This window comes from Formosa haliotis (assembly GCF_001685485.1).
GTDB lineage: Bacteria > Bacteroidota > Bacteroidia > Flavobacteriales > Flavobacteriaceae > Formosa > Formosa haliotis.
In genome coordinates this window covers 2,465,248-2,485,039 of the sequence record NZ_BDEL01000001.1, presented here as the reverse complement: position 1 = coordinate 2,485,039, position 19,792 = coordinate 2,465,248, and the positions used below count along the sequence as shown (strand labels likewise).

Below are 19,792 nucleotides of genomic sequence, written 5' to 3'. Positions count from 1 at the left end.
AATTAATCGACAATATTTAAACATTGAAACTATATCAGGTCCTGCGCATTGCGAAGGATTTAGGATGGGCTTATGGACACTAAAGAACTACTAAAAAAAGTACGAAAAATTGAGATTAAGACACGCCGGTTGTCTAATCACATTTTTGGAGGAGAATATCATTCTACTTTCAAAGGTCGTGGTATGACATTTAGTGAAGTGCGTCAATATCAATTTGGAGACGATGTTAGAAATATAGACTGGAATGTTACCGCACGTTACAACGAACCTTTTATAAAGGTGTTTGAAGAAGAACGTGAGCTAACCATGATGCTTATGGTCGATGTTTCTGGGTCGGAATGGTTTGGTACAGAACAGCAGTTTAAAAATGAAGTCGTTACAGAAATAGCTGCAACTTTAGCCTTTTCGGCAACACAGAATAACGATAAAATCGGACTTATATTGTTTTCAGATGCAGTAGAACTTTATATTCCGCCTAAAAAAAGCCGTTCACACGTACTTAGAATAATTCGTGAACTTATAGAGTTTAAACCTAAAAGTAAGGAAACAAATATCGATGAAGCTTTTAAGTTTTTGTCTAGTGTAACCAAGAAACGCGCAATTGTTTTTGTGCTTTCTGATTTTATTGCAGACGATTATAAGCAGACTTTAAAAATTGCCGCCAAACGACACGATGTAACAGGAATTCGAGTGTATGATAAACGCGAGGAAAGTATCCCGAATTTAGGAGTGGTACAAATGCAAGACGAAGAAACCGACGAATTAATGTTGGTAAATACATCGTCTAAAACAGTGCGAAAAAATTACAGTAAATATTATCAAGATAAAGTAAACTATTATAAAGACAGCTTCGCTAAATCTGGAGCTGGAACTATAGATTGTCGTGTAGACGAAAGTTATGTAAAAAAATTACTTGGCTATTTTAAACGCAGATGATAATCTTAAATAACCTATGAAAATTTTTAAATTCCCAATATTGAATCGTCTTAAAAAAGGCCTCACCTTCCTCATGGTGTTTGGTCTATTTTCAAGCGTTTCGTATGCCCAAAATATAAGTTCTGGAATCGATTCTACTTCGGTAAAAGTAGGGGCCCAAATTACTTATAAAATTGAAGTTGAAACCGATTCTATAAACCTTGTGGTATTTCCAGAGGGGCAAACCTTTGTGCCTTTAGAAGTTATACAATCGTATCCTGTAGATACTACAAAACAGGATGCTAAATTCAACTTAATCAAAAAATATGGCTTAACACAATTCGATTCTGGACACTATACTATTCCATCGCAAAAAATAGTAATTGGAGATAAAACGTTTCAAACAGATTCGTTAAAAGTTGAAATCCGTGATATTGTTGTCGATTCTACAAAACAAGGGCTATACGATATTAAGCCGCTAATAGAAGTCGAAAAAACAAACGATAATTGGTGGCGTTTACCGCTTTATATTCTTTTAGGATTAATTGTTTTAGGAGGTATTTTATACTGGTTTGTTTGGCGTAAAAAACCACTTACCGAAGCCGAAGAAATAGCACTATTGCCACCGTATGAACGCGCTAAATTGGCTTTACAGAAATTAGACGAAAGTCATTTATTAGAGCATTCTGGAATTAAAGAATACTACTCAGAGTTAACTTTTGTACTCCGTAATTATTTAAATGAAAAAGTTTACGACAAAGCTTTAGAGAGTACTACAGCACAATTGGTAAGCCGTTTACAATTATTAAAAGAAGGAAATCAAATAGATTTTAGTAAAGACACAATTAAAAATATTGAAAGTATTTTAAAACGTGCCGATTTAGTGAAATTTGCTAAATCTGCTCCAGATATTGCTCTGGCAGAAATGGATAAAAGTACTATCGCTTCAGAGATAGATCATGTAAAAGAAGTGCTTCCAGAGCCAGATGAAGAAGAGAAGTTATTAGACCTCGCATACAAAGAAGAACAAGCACGTAAAAAGAAACGTAAAAAGATCGTGATTTCAGTCTTGGCAGGGATCGGACTTATTGCTTTAATTTTTACTGGTTTTGCTATCAAGTATGGTTTTAATTATACAAAAGACACGATTTTAGGACACGATACCAAACAGTTGTTAGAAGGGCAATGGGTTACTAGTTCTTATGGTTTTCCGCCAATTACTATTACAACTCCCGAAGTTTTAGCACGATTAGAAAGCCCAGTACCAGATGAATTAAAAGATAAAGTTCAAACCACAAAATTTGGTTTCGGTTCTATTTTAGACATGTTTAGCGTATCGGTTTCTACCGTAAAAACTACGCCAGAGAATCCGCAAGGACAGCAAGGTGGTCAACAAGCTAAACCGGCAGAAATAGATTTAAATGAAGCCTCGGAACGTGCTATCAAACAGTTTGAACTTAATAATGTAACAGATATCACTGTTAAGCGAGAAAAATTTACAACTCCAAACGGAGCCGAAGGTTTAAAAACTTATGGTAACGGACACATACCTGTAGCCAATACCAAAAACTATGTTGCAGGGCACTATATCATGTTGCATTTTACGGCACCAAATGTGTTGCAAGAAATTATAATTACATGGAAAAATGATGATGTATATGCCGAAGACATGGCAGATCGCATTTTAAACTCCATAGAACTAAATAAAACAGAATAATGTTTGAGGGTATAGAATTTTTAAACAAGGAAGTATTCTGGTTGCTCTTATTGCTACCGCTAGCAATAGTATGGTATCTTTTTAAGCAAAATAAACAGAATGCCGAATTAAAAATGTCGAGCATAAAAGGTTTTAAAGTTACCAATTCGTGGTTGCCAAAATTAAAGCATCTATTATTCGCACTGCGATTATTAGCATTGGCTTTATTAATTACGGCATTGGCAAGACCAAGAACTGTAGATGTGTCGTCTAGAACCAAAACAACAAAAGGTATCGATATTGTTATGGCCATAGATGTATCTGCAAGTATGTTGGCAAAAGATTTAAAACCAAACCGATTAGAAGCTTTAAAAGAAGTAGCGGCCGATTTTATTAAAGAGCGTCCTAACGATAGAATTGGTTTAGTAGAATATGCTGGAGAAAGCTATACCAGAACACCAATTACCAGTGATAAAGGCATTGTTATACGATCGTTAAACGATATTAGATATAATAACATTATTGAAGGCGGAACGGCCATTGGAATGGGTTTAGCAACTGCAGTAAACCGTTTAAAAGATAGTAAAGCGAAAAGTAAAGTAATTATTTTACTAACAGATGGGGTTAACAATTCGGGTTTTATAGATCCTAAAATTGCGAGTGAAATGGCAGTAGAATTCGGTATAAAAACGTACACTATTGGTTTGGGGTCTAACGGTATGGCCTTATCACCTATAGGAATATTGCCAAACGGAAGTTTTCAATATGGCCGTGTTCAAGTAGAAATCGATGAAGCTCTTTTAAAGGATATAGCAGAGGTAACCGGCGGGAAATATTTTAGAGCAACCGATAATAAGAAGCTTGAAGAGATTTACGAAGAAATTAATAAACTAGAAAAAACAGACGTAGAAGAGTTTAAATTTTATAATTACGAAGAAAAATTTCGCCCATTAGTGTGGTTGGCAGGATTGTTATTATTAATCGAGATTTTACTTCGCTCTACAGTATTTAAAAGTTTTATATAATAGATGTTTCAATTAGAAGAAAAAATATGGTTTTGGGCCTTGTGTGTCATTCCGGTGATTATTGTCATCTTTTTGGTGCTGCAATTATGGAAACGCCATACCCAAAAAAAATTCGCAGATAAGGCGCTCTTAAAGCGTTTAAGTCCGAATCGTTCACTGTTTAAATCAATATTAAAACTAGTTGTTATTTGCTTGGCTTTTGCCAGTTTAGCCATTGCCTTAGTAAATCCTAAAGTAGGAACTAAATTAGAAACCGTGAAACGAGAGGGAGTAGACATTGTGTTTGCTGTCGATGTTTCTAAAAGTATGTTGGCCGAAGATATTGCACCAAATCGCCTTGAAAAAGCGAAGCAGTTGGTTACTCAAATCATTAATAATTTAGCTAGCGATCGTGTCGGAATTATCGCCTATGCTGGAAAAGCGTTTCCGCAATTGCCAATTACTACCGATTATGCTTCGGCAAAAATGTTCCTTCAAAACATGAATACAGACATGATGTCTTCGCAAGGAACCGCTATAAACGAAGCCATAAATCTAGCCAAAACATATTATGACGATGCCGAGCAAACAAACCGCGTACTCATAATTATTTCTGATGGTGAAGACCATAGCGAAGTAGCTGCAAAAGTAGCCGAAGAGGCGGCAGAAGAAGGTATTAGAATTTTTACTATTGGGGTAGGAGATGTTAAAGGAGGACCAATTCCAGAAAAGCGTAATGGCATTGTTATGAATTATAAAAAAGATAGCAATGGCGAGACCGTTATTACACGTTTAAATGAAGAAACCCTTAAAAATATTGCCAGCGAAGCAAATGGGGTTTACATAAATGGAAGACATACAAAAACTGTTGTCGATGAGATTGGAGAGATTTTAAACGGAATGGATAAAACCGAGTTTGAAGCTAAACAATTTGCCGAATTTAAAGACCAGTTTCAATGGTTTTTAGCCCTTGCCATTTTCTTCTTATTTATAGACATATTCTTGCTAGATCGTAAAACGGGCTGGTTGAAGAAGTTAAATTTATTTAACGAAAACTTATGATAGAAACCGCTAAAAAAATAGTAATATTCGGTGATTTTGGAGTTTGTATTATGAAAAGTATCGTATTAATAATTATTACATTAAGTACCTTTTCTGCAATTGCTCAAGAGGAAAATGAAGCGATTTTAAAGGCGAAAAGAGCGTCTAATAACTTCGTTTATGAAGGTAATGAGAACATTAAAAATGATGATTACATTACTGCCGAAATGGATTACAGAAAAGCCATCTCTGAAGAGCAAACAAATATTTCGGGAATTTATAATTTAGGAACTTCATATTACAAAAAGGGAAACTTTGAAGAGTCCTTATATCGTTTACAACAAGCTGCAAATAAAGCAACAGATAGAGCAGAAAAGCATAAGGCATTTCATAATATTGGAAATATTTTAATGCAGAATAAACAATGTAAAGAAGCGGTCGAGGCTTATAAAAATGCATTGCGTAACGACCCATCAGACGAAGAAACACGTTATAATTTTGGGTTAGCAAAAGAGTGTGCTAAGCAGCAAGAAGAGGAAAACAAAAATAACCAAGACGACCAGGACGATAACAAAGATCAGAATCAAGATAACAAGGATCAAGATCAAGAAAACCAAGACGAGAATAAAGATCAAGAGAATCAGGATCAAGATCAAGAAGGCGATAATAAAGACGAGCCGAAAGACGAAGGCGACCAAGATAAAGACCAAGGAGACGAGAAGGAAAATGAAGATGGTAAGCCTAAAGATGATAAACAAGATCAGGGCGAAGGCGATCAAGATAAAAAAGAACAACCCCAACAACCTAAGCCGCAACAAGGGCAAATGTCGCCACAGCAAATTAAAAACTTGCTAGAAGCGATGAACAATCAAGAACAAAAAGTTCAGGAAAAGATGAATGCCGAAAAACAAAAAGGGGAACGCATTCAAACCGATAAAGATTGGTAATTTGTTTTGAGAATGAATTTAAAAATGAAAAGGATTAAAAACATATGTACAGTTTTAGTTTTACTAATTTCTACCGTAACCTTTGCACAGGTAAAGTTTGAAACTAAAGTAAGTAAAACAAAGCTTGGAATTAATGAACGCTTACGTGTAGATTTTGAAATGAATAAGGATGGTGATAATTTTAACCCGCCAGACTTTTCGAATTTTACAGTGGTGGGCGGGCCAAACCAATCGGTTAGCCGGTCTTGGGTTAATGGTGTGTCTCAGTTTTTAAAAACCTATTCCTATTTTTTAGCCCCTAAAAGCAAGGGGAATTTTACCATTAGCCAAGCGACTATCGAGATAGATGGGCATGTTTATAAAACAACCCCAATACAAGTAACTGTTACCACTGCGGTATCTAAACCTAAAGATGGTAATAATGCCGAATATGTGGCTTCAGAAAACATTCATTTGGTTGCCGAAGTCTCTAAGTCAAATCCGTATTTAAACGAAGCCATTACGGTAGTTTATAAGCTGTATGTGTCTCAAAATACGGGCGTGAGTAATTGGCGAGAAATAGATAATCCGAAATATAGCGATTTTTGGAGTCAGAATCTAGATATTAAAGGCTTGCAAGTTCAAAATGGAACGTATAAAGGAGAAGCTTATAGATATGTCGTTTTACGTAAAACGGTATTGTATCCGCAAAAAACGGGAAAACTTAAAATAGAACCTCTAAGTTTAGATATTACAGTAGAAGTGCCAACCAATAGACGCGATATTTTTGGCGGTCGATTAATGACACAAGTCCACCAAACAGTTTCTGCAGGAGAGCGTACCATTAATGTAAAACAGCTTCCTGAAAAGGGTAGACCAGACGATTTTACTGGAGCGGTTGGGAATTTCGATTTTAATGTTTCAACGTCTAAAACGGAGTTGAAAGCTTCAGAATCTTTAGATTTAAAGGTTGAGGTTTCTGGAAACGGAAACTTAAAACTATTCGAATTACCTAAAGTAAATTTACCGAGTTCGTTAGAGGTATACGAGCCAGAACACAACGAAAATGTAAAAACTAATTTAGATGGAATGCAAGGTCGTATTTCCGATACGTACACGGTAGTACCTCAGTTTAAAGGGAAATATCCAATTCCTAGTATTTCGTTTTCATACTTCGATTTAAAAACCGAATCCTATAAGCGCATATCTTCCAATGAGATTGTTGTAGATGTGTTACAAGGGCCAACTAATACTGCTGCTGTAGCTAATCCTACAGTGTCTGGAGAAAACAAACAGCCCGTAGTATTAAATAATGATCATTTTGCTTTTGTAAAAACGAAAGCAAATTTAAAACCTGTTAAAACCAATCATTTCTTTAAAACCAAACTGTTTTGGGGATCCTTGTTGTTACCGTTTTTAGCCATTCCGTTAGCTATGGTTTTCAGAAAGCAAAAAGCAGTAAGAGATGCCGACGTTACCGGAAATAAAATTAGAAAGGCCGATAAATTGGCTAAGAAATATTTAAGTGAGGCTAAAAAGGCTTTAGGCCAAAAAGAAGCATTTTATGTGGCTCTAGAAAAAGCATTACATAACTATTTAAAGGCGAAGTTAAATATTGAAACAGGTGATTTAAGTAAAGATAAAATTCAAGAATTACTGAAAACGAAGCAGGTAGAATCCGAAGTGGTTTCAGAGTTTACAACCTTGTTAGAAAGTTGCGAGTTGGCAAGATATACACCATCCACCCAAGTAACCATGCAGCAGGATTTAGATAAAGCAGCAAAAACTATTTCATTAATCGATAAACAATTACGTTAAGATGAAAGCAATTTTATACATACTAATGGTTTTGTTAAGCAGTGTCTCTTTTGCTCAAGATGAATCTCTTTTCGAGCAAGGAAATGCTTTGTATAATGATGGTAAATATGCTGAAGCTATAGATAAATACCAGGCTATTTTAGATAGCGGCATGCATTCAAGCGAATTGTATTTTAATTTAGGTAATGCCAATTATAAATTAAATAATGTAGCGCCAAGCGTATATTTTTACGAAAAAGCCTTGCAGTTGGCCCCTAATGACAAGGATATAAAAAACAACATTGCCTATGCCAGAAACATGACTATAGATGCTATAGAAGTGATTCCAGAAGTCGGTATTTCAAAAATTGTAAATAACCTTACAAATGTGATGACTTTTGATGGTTGGGCCATAACCACCGTGGTGTTATTTATTCTATTTGTAATTTTGTTTATAACCTATTATTTTGCCGAGTATACCAACAGAAAACGTATAGCCTTTACAAGTAGTTTGGTTGTTTTAGGTTTAGGTTTTATCACCTTATTTTTTGCATTTCACGATTACAATCTGGCAAATAAAGATCATCCGGCTATAATTTTTGCTCAAGAAACTCAAATTAAGAGCGAACCTAATTTAAGTAGCCAAGAAGTATTTAAGTTACACGAAGGCACTAAAGTACAAGTATTAGACACTGTTAATAATTGGAAAAAAATTAAATTAACAGATGGAAAAACGGGTTGGGTATCTAGTGCAGATATAAAAGTGTTGTAATTCTCAATTTTGTGCCGTAAATTTAAGTACATTCTTAAAATCAGATGTCTAAAAATGTAATTTCTATAATATTCTCCATGTTGTTTGTGCTTTTATTAGCCGCGCCAACGTTGTTATCTGTACTTGATAAAGGTACAGATATTTCTATGTTTTATAGTTTTGCAGAAGAAGAAAATACGCACGAACCTTTTCAAGTCATAGAAATAGACTTTAAAAATTGTCAAGATCAAATCGTGGCATTTGGATTATTAGAATCTAAAAAAGTATTCAATTGTTACTTAAACATGTATACACAATCTATTTTAGAGCATGTTTCCCCACCTCCCGAATTAAACTCATAATCGTCCCCGTCTTTGCTCCAAGTAAAAGGCCCCATTTTCTTGTTGAAATAGATTTAAATCTGTGATTTTCACTAATTTGATTTAATAAGAATTTACTTATATTCAATTTGGATGAAAAATTATATTTAACTTAGAAAACGAAATAAAAACACGATAATGAAAAAATTCTTTTCACATCTTAAGGGTGATGCCTTCGGTGGAATTACCGCAGGCGTAGTTGCGCTTCCATTAGCTTTAGCTTTTGGGGTGTCCTCTGGATTGGGCCCAAGCGCAGGGTTGTATGGAGCAATTTTTTTAAGTTTTTTTGCGGCACTTTTTGGCGGAACAAATACACAAATTTCTGGTCCGACAGCTCCAATGACAGCCGTAAGTATGGTAGTGATAGCTGGTTTAATTGCCGCCAACGATGGCGATGTTGTAAAAGCATTACCCGTTATACTTACTGTTTTTATTTTTGCAGGTTTAATTCAAATTGGATTGGGTTTTCTCGGACTGGGAATGTATATAAAATATATTCCATATCCCGTTGTATCAGGGTTTATGACAGCTATTGGTTTAATTATATTAATTACTCAAATCCTTCCTGTATTGGGCTATTATCCAAAGGAAGATATGGCTTATGTGAATCAGTTTAAGCCACATGCCGAAGAGCTTATTTTAGAAAATATTTTAAAAGAAGAATCTGGCGAAGGCATTCTTGTTCTAGAAGATTTCAAAGAAACCATTAATCGTGCACAACATGTGACCCAAGACGATATTTTAAAAGAATCTAAAACATTAGCTGGCAATGAAGCTTCAGGGGTTATAGGCGCTATAAAAGTGCTACCAAAAGCCATTCAACATATTAACTGGCTAGAAGTTATGTTGGCTTTGGGAACAATTTTTATTATTTATGGATTTAAACGCATTACGACGGCTGTACCCAGTACTTTGGTGGCCTTAGTTGTGATGTCTGGAATAGCTGTAGGTTTTGGTTTAGACTATAGAGCGATAGAGGAAATTCCGTCAGGTTTGCCTATCCCGCATTTCGAGGTGTTTACAGGATTTAAAATCGGGAATATTGCGCCTTATATTTTTGCTTCCATCACTTTAGCATTATTAGGAGCCATAGATTCTTTATTAACCAGTGTGGTGGCCGATAATATGACGAAGACCAAACATAACCCAAATAAGGAATTAATAGGACAAGGAATAGGAAACAGTATAGGAGGTTTGTTTGGTGGTATTCCTGGGGCGGGTGCAACTATACGTACCGTTGTAAATATTAATTCTGGAGGAAAAACAAGACTTTCTGGAATGATTGCAGGTATTATGCTACTGTTTATACTTTTGGCATTAGGACCAATAGCATCGCGAATTCCGGCAGCCGTTTTGGCAGGAATCTTAGTTACCGTAGGTATTGGTGTAATGGATTATAAAGGGTTAAAGGCCATTCCTGTTTTACCAAAAGATGTAAAATTAGGGCCATTAAAATTCAGTTCAGAAGTATTAATAATGTTGATTGTTTTATTACTTTCAACGTTTTGGAATTTAGTGTATGCAGTAGGAATTGGTTTGGTTATTGCTTCATTAATGTTCATGAAAAAAATAGGAGATTTAACAGCCGAACGCTCTAACGTTAAATCTCTAGGAAAGGAAAAATTCTGGGATGATGAGTTAGAAATTTCAGAAAAATTTAAAAATAATGTGTTTATTAAACACGTAAAAGGGCCGTTGTTTTTTGGTTCTACGAGCGATTTTCAGCGTTTAGCAAAATCTATACCCGATGAAGCTAAAGTTGTGATTTTTAGATTCGGGCGTATGCAATATCTAGATCAGTCGGGGTTATATGCATTAGAAGACACTTTAGTCGATTTAAAACACGAAGGCAAGCAAGTACTATTAGTAGGGTTGTTAAAACAACCAAAATATATGATGGAACGCATAGGTATCGTTCCCGATTTAATACCTAAAGAACATGTATTTGATAATATCAAATCTTGTTTAGGTTGGATAAAAAATAATGTATAAAAAAATAAATTTTAAATTATTATGGCACACATTGCAACAGCATTAAACAAAGTAGCTCAAGATGCATTAACACCAAAAAGCGTGTTAGAAGATTTAATGGAAGGGAATAAAAGATTTACCGAGAACAAGGTAAATACAGTAGATAACCAAGCGTTGGTTCAACAAACCGTTGGCGGACAATATCCTAAAGCAGTTATTCTATCATGTATAGATTCTCGTGTACCAGTAGAATTGGTTTTCGATCAAGCTTTAGGCGACGTGTTTGTAGCTAGAGTTGCTGGAAATTTTGAAAATGTTGATATTTTAGGGAGTATGGAATATTCTTGTAAAGTAGCAGGAAGTAAATTAGTATTTGTTCTTGGACACGAAAGTTGTGGAGCTGTTAAAGCGGCTTGCGACGGTGTAGAATTAGGAAATATTACAGCCTTATTGAGTAATATTATTCCTGCGGTTAAACAATCTGTAAATGAACTTGAAGGTGAATCTAACTCAACAAATAAAGATTTTGTTGCTAAAACAGTAGAAAATAATGTAGCCTTAACCATTGATAGAATTAGAGAAAAAAGCCCTATTTTAAAAGAAATGGAGGACAATGGTGAAATTTCTATCGTTGGTGGTGTTTATAAATTAAGCACAGGAAAAGTAGAACTGATTTAAAAAAATAAATCACGTTTACTAAAAACTAAAAAGCCACTCAATTTGAGTGGCTTTTTTTGGACTAATTCAAATTGAAATTTAGAAAGTAGTGACACCTTCGTTTGGTTGATACACGTAATTAAATGTATAATATTGAGAATTCGTTAAGTCTTCATTAGGTTCTTCGTTTTCGTAATAACTTAAGATTTCCATTTTAGCATAGTGCCCATTGTGCGTTTTTACAACAACAATTTTACCTGGTATTGGAGATATTAAATGGTTTTCCGGGTTGTAATTATACCAACCATTCCCAGAACCAGTAGTAATTGCTAAACCGTCTGTAGTGCTGTCTTCCTTAAATAATGAAGCATCTGTTTTTATAACACTCGCTAAAGTTCCAGATGTAATGTAGGTCCCCGCACTTGCTGTCCTTGAAGGTTGGTCGTCCGCCGTTTTTTCTCCTCCGTTTACAAGAATTGTAGACCCTCTAAAAGCAATATCCCAATCGTCTCCAGTCGTTGTTTCTCCAGTAACAAAAGAGAATTTAATGTAATCTCCCGTTATTGTTGGCGGATTAGTAGTGTAATCGGCACTTTGAGTAGCTTTAATATTAGAAACGGTTTCTGCTTCTAACTCTAATGTAGGGTTTGTGTTATCGTCGTCATCATTGCTGCAAGATGCGAAACCAATAAAAAGTGTTAATAGGGTAATAGTTTTTAAAATTTTCATAGTGATTAATTTAATTGGTTAAAATTGAATATTAAGTTTTCCGTAAATAATTCTGCCCGGAATATTGCTGATGTTTTGGGTATCTGTAAACCCGAAAAGGTTGTCTACGCCAAGGCTTAAAGTGTAATGTTTAAAAATAGTTTTGTTTAGAGCAATATCCCACACGCTATACCCATCTACAAAGTCGTCGTAGCGGTCTAAATAAGTGTTTCCGTTGGTATCGTATAAGCCATATTTGCTTCTATAGGTTCCGCGTAGGTTAATATCTGCATTCCATTTTTCAAGTTTATAAAAGACTTTAAAGTTAGCCATGTGTCTTGAGCGATTGAATAACCCGAAGTAATCTGATTCTTCCAGAGAAAAGGAAGCGTTACTTTGTGAATCTCTGGCATACACTTCTCCTTTGTTAAACGCCTCTTCTGCATTTTTATCTTTAGCATATAATAACTGATATCCAGCCATTATTCTGATTTTGTATGTGGGTTTCCAAGTGGCATTAAGTTCTAAGCCTTCGGTGTAAACTTCATTTACATTGTAATAACTAAATACATTTTGACCATTTTTTTTATTTGCTATTACTTGGGTGTCAATAAGGTTGTCAATATTATTTCTGAAGATATTTGCATTAAAAGTTAAAGTGGATGTAGGATTAAAATCGAATCCGAGATTAAAACTTACCGAGCTTTCAGGTTTTAAATCGGTTTCAAATTCTGATGCAGATACCACGATGTTGGCCAGTTGCCCTTCAGCTTCTAATTCTGGTATTTTAGTGCTCACAGCATTATAGCCTAAAACGGTGTAACCCACGGTAGAGTTGGTAAAATCGAAATACAGCTGTCTAAAATCCGGAGCTTTAAAACCATAACCCACAGAACCTTTTACAGCAAGTGTTTTTGTGATTTCGTAACGTATGGCAGCCTTCGGACTAAATTGAGACTTGTAAGCGCTATGGTCGTCAAAACGGGCGCCTAAAATGATATTAATTTTGTCGTTTGGGTTGGTGTCATATTGCAAATAGGCATAAGGCGAATTAAATTCTGGATTTATCGAAAAATCTGTCCGTACTAGAGTTTCATAACTAAAACCAAGACCACCAATAAATGTACTTTTGGCACTTGGCATAAAGCTTCCTCTAATTTCTGGTCGTATTAATAAGTGGTTAAAATCGCTTAAACTGAAATTGGAATTGTCCGGATTATTTAAATATTCTTCGGCTTTATATCTGGTGGCGTAAAATTCAAAATAACTATTCCATTTTTCATTATACTTATGGCTCAGTTTTAAATGTGCATTCCATTCCCGAATATCACTTTCCCCTTTTAATGTTTCCGAAGCAACATAATCTTGGTTTTGAGTATAATATCGGCCAGAAATAAAAAGGTCTGTGTTTTCAGTAAAATCGTAAGTAGATTTTAAATTAAAAGTATAGTTTTTAAAGGGCTCTACTGTATTTAATACATTGTCGTTATTTAGGTTATAACCATCGCTGCTGTATCGGTTTATAAACGACGTCATAGCAAATTTTTCTTTTTTATATCCTAACTCTAAACTCCCGTCGTGAGTATTAAATGTTCCTAGTCTATAATTTGCAGTGCCTTTAAATCCCTCCTTAGGGTCGTCTGTAATTATATTAATAACACCAGCTAGGGCTTCGCTTCCATAAAGGCTAGACGATGCCCCTTTTACAATTTCTATTTGTTTAATATTACCCACGGCAACTCTGCTAATGTCTAGGGTTCCTGCAGCACGTCCAATAAGGGGAACTCCGTTTATAAGCACTAAGGTGTATTGCGAATCTAGGCCTTGAAGTTGTATGCCTTCTCCTCCCCCAAAATCGGGTATCGTAATTAATCCAGTTTGTTCATTTAATATATCGCTTAAGCGTAAGGCATTTACTTTCTGAATTTCTTTTTTTGAAATGATTTGAGCAGGTAGAGGTAAAGAAGATAGTTGACGTTCGGTTCGGGTTGCAGTAATTATAACTTCAGATAAGCCTTGAGTTTTAGTAGAGTCTAATGCTAGTGTAATAGCATCTTGAGCCATTAAAAACTGGCTCGTACAAATAATAAAAAAAAGTAAAATATTATTTTTATTTAGACTCATTCTTCTTTAAATTTGTGACAAATATAAAATCTTATTTTAATTGAGTCTAAATAAGATTAAATATTTTGTTAAAAAAATTAACAACTAACCAATAATTATGAAAAGAATTTTACTATTAACGCTATGTACCGCTACATTTGTTGTTAATATTGCAACAGCTCAAAAGCATAAAAAAGAAGATCAAGAAGCCATAAAAAGTATGTGTGGTTGCTACGAAGTGAATTTTAATTTTGCTGAAACCTTTAACTATACAAACGATTCAACGTATATGCCTTCAGAAGTAAAACACGATAAAGGTTTAGAATGGGTGGAATTGGTAGAAGATTCTAAGAATAAAATTGCTTTACAACATTTGTTAATTGTTGGAGATCCTTCAAGCCCTCATATTGTAAAACATTGGCGACAAGACTGGGAATACGAAAATACAGATTTGTATACCTATAATGGAGATAACGAATGGACTTATGTTAGTCTTCCGAAGAATGAAGTTAAAGGCCAGTGGACTCAAAAAGTATTTCAAGTAGATGATAGTCCGCGTTACGAAGGCTCATCGTCATGGGTACATGTAGATGGCAAAAGTTATTGGGAAAATACAACAACCGCCCCTTTACCAAGAAGAGAATACACCAAACGCAGCGATTACAATATAACCTTAAGAAGAAATCGTCAGGAAATTACAAAGGACGGCTGGATTCACGATCAGGACAATGATAAGGTACTGCGTGAAGCGGGAAAGAAAGATGTGGTTATAGCTCAAGAAAAAGGGTACAATACTTATGTTAAAGTCGACGATAGCAAATGTGTTGCGGCACAAGATTATTGGAAAAAGACTAGCGCAAAATGGGCTTTGGTACGCCATAAATGGGATGAGGTTTTTGCGAGAGACAAAAACTTATCTTTAGAAGAAAAAGTAGATAATAAGCAGTTATATAAATATTTGTTTTCTGAAGAAGACTACCAAAATGAGGCTGATATAAGTGCAATTATAGAATCTTTTGTAAAAAAATAAACATGAAAAAAGTATTAAGAAATGGAATTTTAGGAGCGTTTTTAGCGCTTGGAACACTTGTACAAGCACAAGAAAATAACGCGTTTTTAAACCGTGAATTCTGGGGGGCAAAGCCTTCGGTTGAAACAGTAGATTTAAAAATTAAAGAAGGTAACGATCCTACTCAACTCAATGGGAGTAGTTTCGATCCGGTAGCTTATGCTATTTTACAAGAGGCTCCAAATGCAACTATAAAGCATTTGTTAGGCATAAAAGGTAACGATGTTAATAAGTTAACTCACGATGGTCGCACTTACATTTTTTGGGCCGCCAGTAAGGGTAATATAGAAATCATGGAATACCTTTTAAAGCATGGGGCAAAAACAGATATTTTAGATAACCACGGATATTCTATTTTAAACTTTGCTGCTGCTGGAGGTCAGAAAAACACTAAAGTTTACGATTTGTGTTTAGCCAACGGCGCTAATTTAAAAACAGATTTAGATCATCATGGAGCAAACGCTTTATTACTAGCTTCGCAACGCGATACCGATTTTAGCTTAATCAACTATTTTACATCTAAAGGATTGGATTTAAATAGTAAAGATGCCGATGGTAATGGAATTTTTAATTATGTAGCTAAATCTGGAAATATAAAAATGTTAAATCAGCTTATTGAAAAAGGTGTAGATTATAAAACATTAAATAATGAAGGCGGAAATGCCATGATTTTTGCAAGTGCTGGCGGTCGTAGAGGGAATACAAATGGTTTAGACGTTTTTAAATTTTTAGAAAGTAAAGGAATAAAAGCCAATGTAAAAACAACCAAAGGTTTAACGCCTTTACATGGTTTGGCATCAGGAAGTAAAGATATAGCTGTTATAAACTATTTTCTTGATAAAGGTGTCGATGTAAATCAAGCCGACCAGAATGGAAATACTCCATTTTTAAACGCTGCTTCTAGAAATAATTTAGAGATTGTTACTTTGTTACAAAAGCATGTAAAAGACGTTAACTTAACCAATAAAAAAGGAGAGTCGGCTTTAGCTTTAGCGGTGCAAGGAAACACAACAGATGTAGTAAGTTTCTTGATTGAAAAAGGTGCAGATGTTCAGGTTGTAGATGCTAGCGGAAATAACCTAACAGCGTATTTAATAAAATCATTTTCGCCTAAAAAAGAAGCAGAATTCAATGCTAAATTAGCACTATTAACGGCAAAAGGGTTAGATATTTCTAAACCTCAAGCTAACGGAAATACCTTATTTCACCTAGCATTAGATCAAAATCAATTTGAATTGCTTAATCTTGCAAAACAAAATAAAGTAGATATAAATGCAGAAAATAATGAAGGGATTACACCTTTATTAAAATCTGCGATGTCGTCTAAAGACGATAAAGTTTTAAAGTTTTTATTAGACAATGGTGCCGATAAAAGCATTAAAACAGAGTTCGATGAAACGGCTTACGATTTAGCTCAAGAAAATGAACTTTTAAAAGCAAACAACGTAAATATTAATTTTTTAAAATAACTTATGCGTAAATTATCTATACTTAAAACACTTGGTGTTCTTGCTCTTGTAGTGTTTAGTTTATATTCATTTAAAGCTGTAGAGGCATCAACGAAATACAAATGCATGGTGCAATTAACCAATTACACGGGGGAAGGTGCTTATGTAGTAATCTCGTTAATTAATCCGCAAGGCGAATACGAAAAAACGCTGTATATGCAAGGTGATGATGATGAGTGGTATAACGATTTAACCTCTTGGTGGGCGTTTTATGGTAAAAAGCGAAACAATATCGACGCTATTACTGGAGCAACTGTAGCAGGAGGACAACGTACCATTAACGTTGTAGAAATTGAAGATTCTAAAATAGATGCAGGTTATAGTATCCGTTTTGAATCTGCTGTAGAAGATCAAGAATATTACGAAAAAGATGTCGAGTTTAAATTAACATCAGAGAGCGTAAAAAGTAAAGTAGAAGGCACAGGATTTATACGTTACGTGCGTATAATGCCTAACTAAATAATATAAGCATGACAATTTCAATTTGGAGATATAGCCACCTTGCGCTGGCTGTATCTTCTTTTGTTTTTATAGTATTAGCCTCTGTAACTGGAGTTATTTTGGCATTCGAACCTATTTCTAATCAAATTCAACCCTATAAAGTTGACGATTTTAATACGGTTACTCTGGCCGAAACCATACAGCATTTAAAAACAAATTATGTTGAAATTTTAAATGTAGATATAGATGAAAATGATTTTGTTTCAGCATCGGTAATAACAGATGCGGGTGATTCTGAAACCTTTTATATCAACCCCAAAACAGGTGAAAAAATTGGAGATATTATAGAAAAAGCGCCGCTCTTTAAATGGGCAACAAATTTTCATAGATCCCTATTTTTAAAATCCATTGGGCGTATTTTTGTAGGTATTGCCTCCTTTTTATTATTCCTAATCGCAATTTCTGGAACCGTTTTAATTATTAAAAGACAGCGCAGTGTTAAACGCTTTTTTAATAAGATTGTTAACGAGAATTTTTCGCAGTATTATCATGTGGTTTTAGGGCGTTTGTCTTTAATTCCTATACTTATTATTACACTTACAGGTGTATATTTATCCTTATATCGTTTCGATTTATTACCGAAGGAAACCCTTACACATAACGTAAATTACGAGGAGATAAAGGAGTCTCCAAAACTCAGTATCCAAGATCAACCATTTTTTCGTGATACAAAACTATCAGATGTTCGTCAAATAGAATTTCCGTTTTCTGAAGATGTAGAAGATTATTTTACTATAAAACTTAAAGATCGCGAAGTTTTGGTAAATCAATTTACTGGCGATATTTTAAGCGAGGTAAATTACCCATTAATAGCCCTGGCTTCTCGATTAAGTATTAATTTACATACAGGAAATGGGAGTATTATATGGGCCTTAATTTTAGCAATTGCCTGTATTAACATTCTGTTTTTTGTGTATTCTGGTTTTGTAATGACTTTAAAGCGTCGTCGTGTTCAGCTTAAAAATACCTTTAAAAAAGATGCTAGTAAATATGTTATCTTAATTGGGTCGGAAAACGGAAGCACCTTACAATATGCGAATATGCTTCATAAGCAACTCTTAAAAATAGGAGAATCCAGTTTTATAGCAGAATTAAATAACGTTTCTACTTATAAAAGTTGCAAGCATCTAGTCGTTATTACGGCAACTTACGGGCAAGGAGAAGCTCCAGAAAATGCCAACCGATTTGCCGAAAAATTTAAAGAAATCCAATCAGATCATGCTTACAGTTATGCCGTAGTTGGTTTTGGGTCTTTGGCCTATCCCGATTTTTGTAAATATGCTTTAGATGTAGATGCCTTGTTTCAAAAAGACCCTAATGCCGTTCAGCTTTTAGAGCCTTTTAGTATTCATAACAAATCTTTTGAGGCCTATACACAATGGATTAATTCTTGGTCGAAAAAAGTAGGATTGCAAATTAAATTGCCGGGAGATGATTTAGTTGAACGTAAAAAAAGAAAACGATATTTTACAGTTTTAGATAAAACTTTTGCAAAAGATAATCCAGATGATACGTTTACCATGGCATTAAAACCTAAACTAGGATTGGTAAGGTTTCAATCTGGCGATTTGTTAGCCATTCAGCCAAAAGCAGATAGTATCGAGCGCTTATATTCTGTGGGTAAAGTGAATAATACCATTTTCTTAAGTGTAAAGCGTCAAGAACTTGGTTTGTGTTCTAATTATTTAAACGATTTAAAGTCTGGTAATTCTATAAAGGCTAGATTGGTAAAGAACAAAGAATTCCGACTTCCCAACCGAATAAAACAGGTGCTAATGATAGCCAATGGTACTGGAATTGCTCCATTTTTAGGAATGATAAACCAGAATACCTCTGGGCAAAATATGCAATTGTATTGGGGAGGGAGAACAGAAGCCTCTTTCGGTATTTATAAGGCGCTGATTGATGATAGTTTAAAGGCAAACAAGCTTCAAAAATTCGAGCTAGCGTATTCGCAACAATACGAGACTAAAGTGTATGTGCAAAATCTTTTAGAACGCGATGCCAAGCAAGTGGCCGAAGTTTTAAAACAGAAAGGAGTAATAATGATTTGCGGTTCTATAACCATGCAGCAAGGAGTTTTAGCAACTCTAGAACACATTTGTGAGCAACATTTAGAACATCCGTTAAGTATTTATAAAAACCGAGGGCAGCTTAAACTAGATTGCTATTAATTGCCAGATAAGATGTCTTTTTTCTTTTCGTCTACCTTTTCCTTAATAGCAGGATAGAGTTTTGTAGAAATGGCAATTACAGGTTCGTAAAGTATAGATTTTTCAAGGTCTTTTTTCTCCATAAAAGGAATGGTATCGTTTAAATTGGCAAAAATATTTAGAGCTATACTTGCAATTAAACCTATTTTTAACATGCCAAAAATGCCTCCTAAAATTTTATTTACGATACCTAAAAATGCAAAATTAGCGAGTTTTGTTAGAGCTTTTCCTGCCAAACCTATAACCAATACTATAACAACGAAGGTAACCGCAAAAGCCACTATACTAATATAGTTTTCATCCCAATCTACTTTATCTTGAAAAAGAGTTGCAGTAAAAGCACTAAAATGGATGGCCCCATAAATTCCAATAATCAAAGCAAGTAAAGATGCGATTTCTACAAAAAGGCCGTTCATGAATCCGCGAACTAAGCCAAAAAGGAGTATTACTGCAAGAATAATATCTAATAAAGTCATAATGAATTGGTTGTTTTATCAAATATAATATTTAAAATGAATCTGCCATATTTTATGATATGTTTAGGTGAAATGA

17 protein-coding genes are annotated in these 19,792 nt (G+C 34.6%); 14 read left to right on the top strand and 3 right to left on the bottom strand.

Annotated elements, in window-relative coordinates:
* The first annotated feature begins 72 nt into the window (after positions 1 to 72).
* From A9D35_RS10220 to A9D35_RS10175, 10 genes are all read left to right on the top strand, one after another.
* Positions 73 to 936: a DUF58 domain-containing protein gene (locus tag A9D35_RS10220; protein ID WP_066222532.1), complete on the top strand. Its 864-nt coding sequence runs from the start codon at positions 73 to 75 to the stop codon at positions 934 to 936.
* Positions 937 to 952: 16 nt separating this feature from the next.
* Positions 953 to 2,632: a hypothetical protein gene (locus tag A9D35_RS10215; RefSeq protein ID WP_066222525.1), complete on the top strand. Its 1,680-nt coding sequence runs from the start codon at positions 953 to 955 to the stop codon at positions 2,630 to 2,632.
* Complete coding sequence (locus A9D35_RS10210) at positions 2,632 to 3,636, top strand: vWA domain-containing protein (RefSeq protein ID WP_066222522.1); 1,005 nt, start codon at positions 2,632 to 2,634, stop codon at positions 3,634 to 3,636. The genes A9D35_RS10215 and A9D35_RS10210 overlap by 1 nt, the downstream gene beginning before the upstream one ends.
* A gap of 3 nt (positions 3,637 to 3,639) precedes the next feature.
* Positions 3,640 to 4,677: a vWA domain-containing protein gene (locus tag A9D35_RS10205; protein WP_066222519.1), complete on the top strand. Its 1,038-nt coding sequence runs from the start codon at positions 3,640 to 3,642 to the stop codon at positions 4,675 to 4,677.
* Positions 4,674 to 5,603, top strand: coding sequence for a tetratricopeptide repeat protein (locus tag A9D35_RS10200; protein WP_235817887.1), 930 nt, complete (start codon positions 4,674 to 4,676; stop codon positions 5,601 to 5,603). The genes A9D35_RS10205 and A9D35_RS10200 overlap by 4 nt, the downstream gene beginning before the upstream one ends.
* Before the next feature lie 24 nt (positions 5,604 to 5,627).
* Positions 5,628 to 7,400 (top strand): BatD family protein, encoded by a 1,773-nt coding sequence (locus A9D35_RS10195; RefSeq protein WP_066226006.1) that lies wholly within the window; start codon positions 5,628 to 5,630, stop codon positions 7,398 to 7,400.
* A 1-nt stretch (position 7,401) separates the two neighbouring features.
* Complete coding sequence (locus A9D35_RS10190; RefSeq protein WP_066222517.1) at positions 7,402 to 8,151, top strand: tetratricopeptide repeat protein; 750 nt, start codon at positions 7,402 to 7,404, stop codon at positions 8,149 to 8,151.
* Positions 8,152 to 8,195: 44 nt separating this feature from the next.
* Positions 8,196 to 8,492 (top strand): hypothetical protein, encoded by a 297-nt coding sequence (locus A9D35_RS10185; RefSeq protein ID WP_141675511.1) that lies wholly within the window; start codon positions 8,196 to 8,198, stop codon positions 8,490 to 8,492.
* A gap of 156 nt (positions 8,493 to 8,648) precedes the next feature.
* Positions 8,649 to 10,502: a SulP family inorganic anion transporter gene (locus tag A9D35_RS10180; RefSeq protein WP_066222511.1), complete on the top strand. Its 1,854-nt coding sequence runs from the start codon at positions 8,649 to 8,651 to the stop codon at positions 10,500 to 10,502.
* Positions 10,503 to 10,523: 21 nt separating this feature from the next.
* The gene (locus A9D35_RS10175) at positions 10,524 to 11,159 is read left to right on the top strand and encodes a carbonic anhydrase family protein (RefSeq protein WP_066222507.1); all 636 of its coding nucleotides are present in this window, start codon (positions 10,524 to 10,526) and stop codon (positions 11,157 to 11,159) included.
* Between the two features lie 78 nt (positions 11,160 to 11,237).
* Here A9D35_RS10175 and A9D35_RS10170 read toward each other — a convergent pair whose 3' ends face one another.
* Together A9D35_RS10170 and A9D35_RS10165 are read right to left on the bottom strand one after the other, a co-directional pair.
* Positions 11,238 to 11,867, bottom strand: coding sequence for an HmuY family protein (locus tag A9D35_RS10170; protein ID WP_066222504.1), 630 nt, complete (start codon positions 11,865 to 11,867; stop codon positions 11,238 to 11,240).
* 18 nt (positions 11,868 to 11,885) lie between these two features.
* Positions 11,886 to 13,970, bottom strand: coding sequence for a TonB-dependent receptor plug domain-containing protein (locus tag A9D35_RS10165; protein ID WP_066222501.1), 2,085 nt, complete (start codon positions 13,968 to 13,970; stop codon positions 11,886 to 11,888).
* A gap of 97 nt (positions 13,971 to 14,067) precedes the next feature.
* Here A9D35_RS10165 and A9D35_RS10160 point away from each other — a divergent pair, with 97 nt between their 5' ends.
* From A9D35_RS10160 to A9D35_RS10145, 4 genes are read left to right on the top strand one after another with little or no spacing between them, the layout of a single operon-like run.
* On the top strand, positions 14,068 to 14,979 hold the full coding sequence (locus A9D35_RS10160) for a DUF6607 family protein (RefSeq protein ID WP_066222500.1): 912 nt from the start codon (positions 14,068 to 14,070) through the stop codon (positions 14,977 to 14,979).
* Positions 14,980 to 14,981: 2 nt separating this feature from the next.
* The gene (locus A9D35_RS10155; RefSeq protein WP_066222495.1) at positions 14,982 to 16,487 is read left to right on the top strand and encodes an ankyrin repeat domain-containing protein; all 1,506 of its coding nucleotides are present in this window, start codon (positions 14,982 to 14,984) and stop codon (positions 16,485 to 16,487) included.
* Positions 16,488 to 16,490: 3 nt separating this feature from the next.
* Positions 16,491 to 16,985: a DUF2271 domain-containing protein gene (locus A9D35_RS10150; protein ID WP_066222493.1), complete on the top strand. Its 495-nt coding sequence runs from the start codon at positions 16,491 to 16,493 to the stop codon at positions 16,983 to 16,985.
* An 11-nt stretch (positions 16,986 to 16,996) separates the two neighbouring features.
* Entirely contained in the window at positions 16,997 to 19,201 is a 2,205-nt protein-coding gene (locus A9D35_RS10145; protein WP_066222491.1) for a PepSY domain-containing protein, read from the top strand.
* Here the strand turns inward: A9D35_RS10145 and A9D35_RS10140 are convergent.
* Positions 19,198 to 19,716: a CvpA family protein gene (locus A9D35_RS10140; RefSeq protein ID WP_066222488.1), complete on the bottom strand. Its 519-nt coding sequence runs from the start codon at positions 19,714 to 19,716 to the stop codon at positions 19,198 to 19,200. The genes A9D35_RS10145 and A9D35_RS10140 overlap by 4 nt on opposite strands.
* Positions 19,717 to 19,792 lie beyond the last annotated feature (76 nt).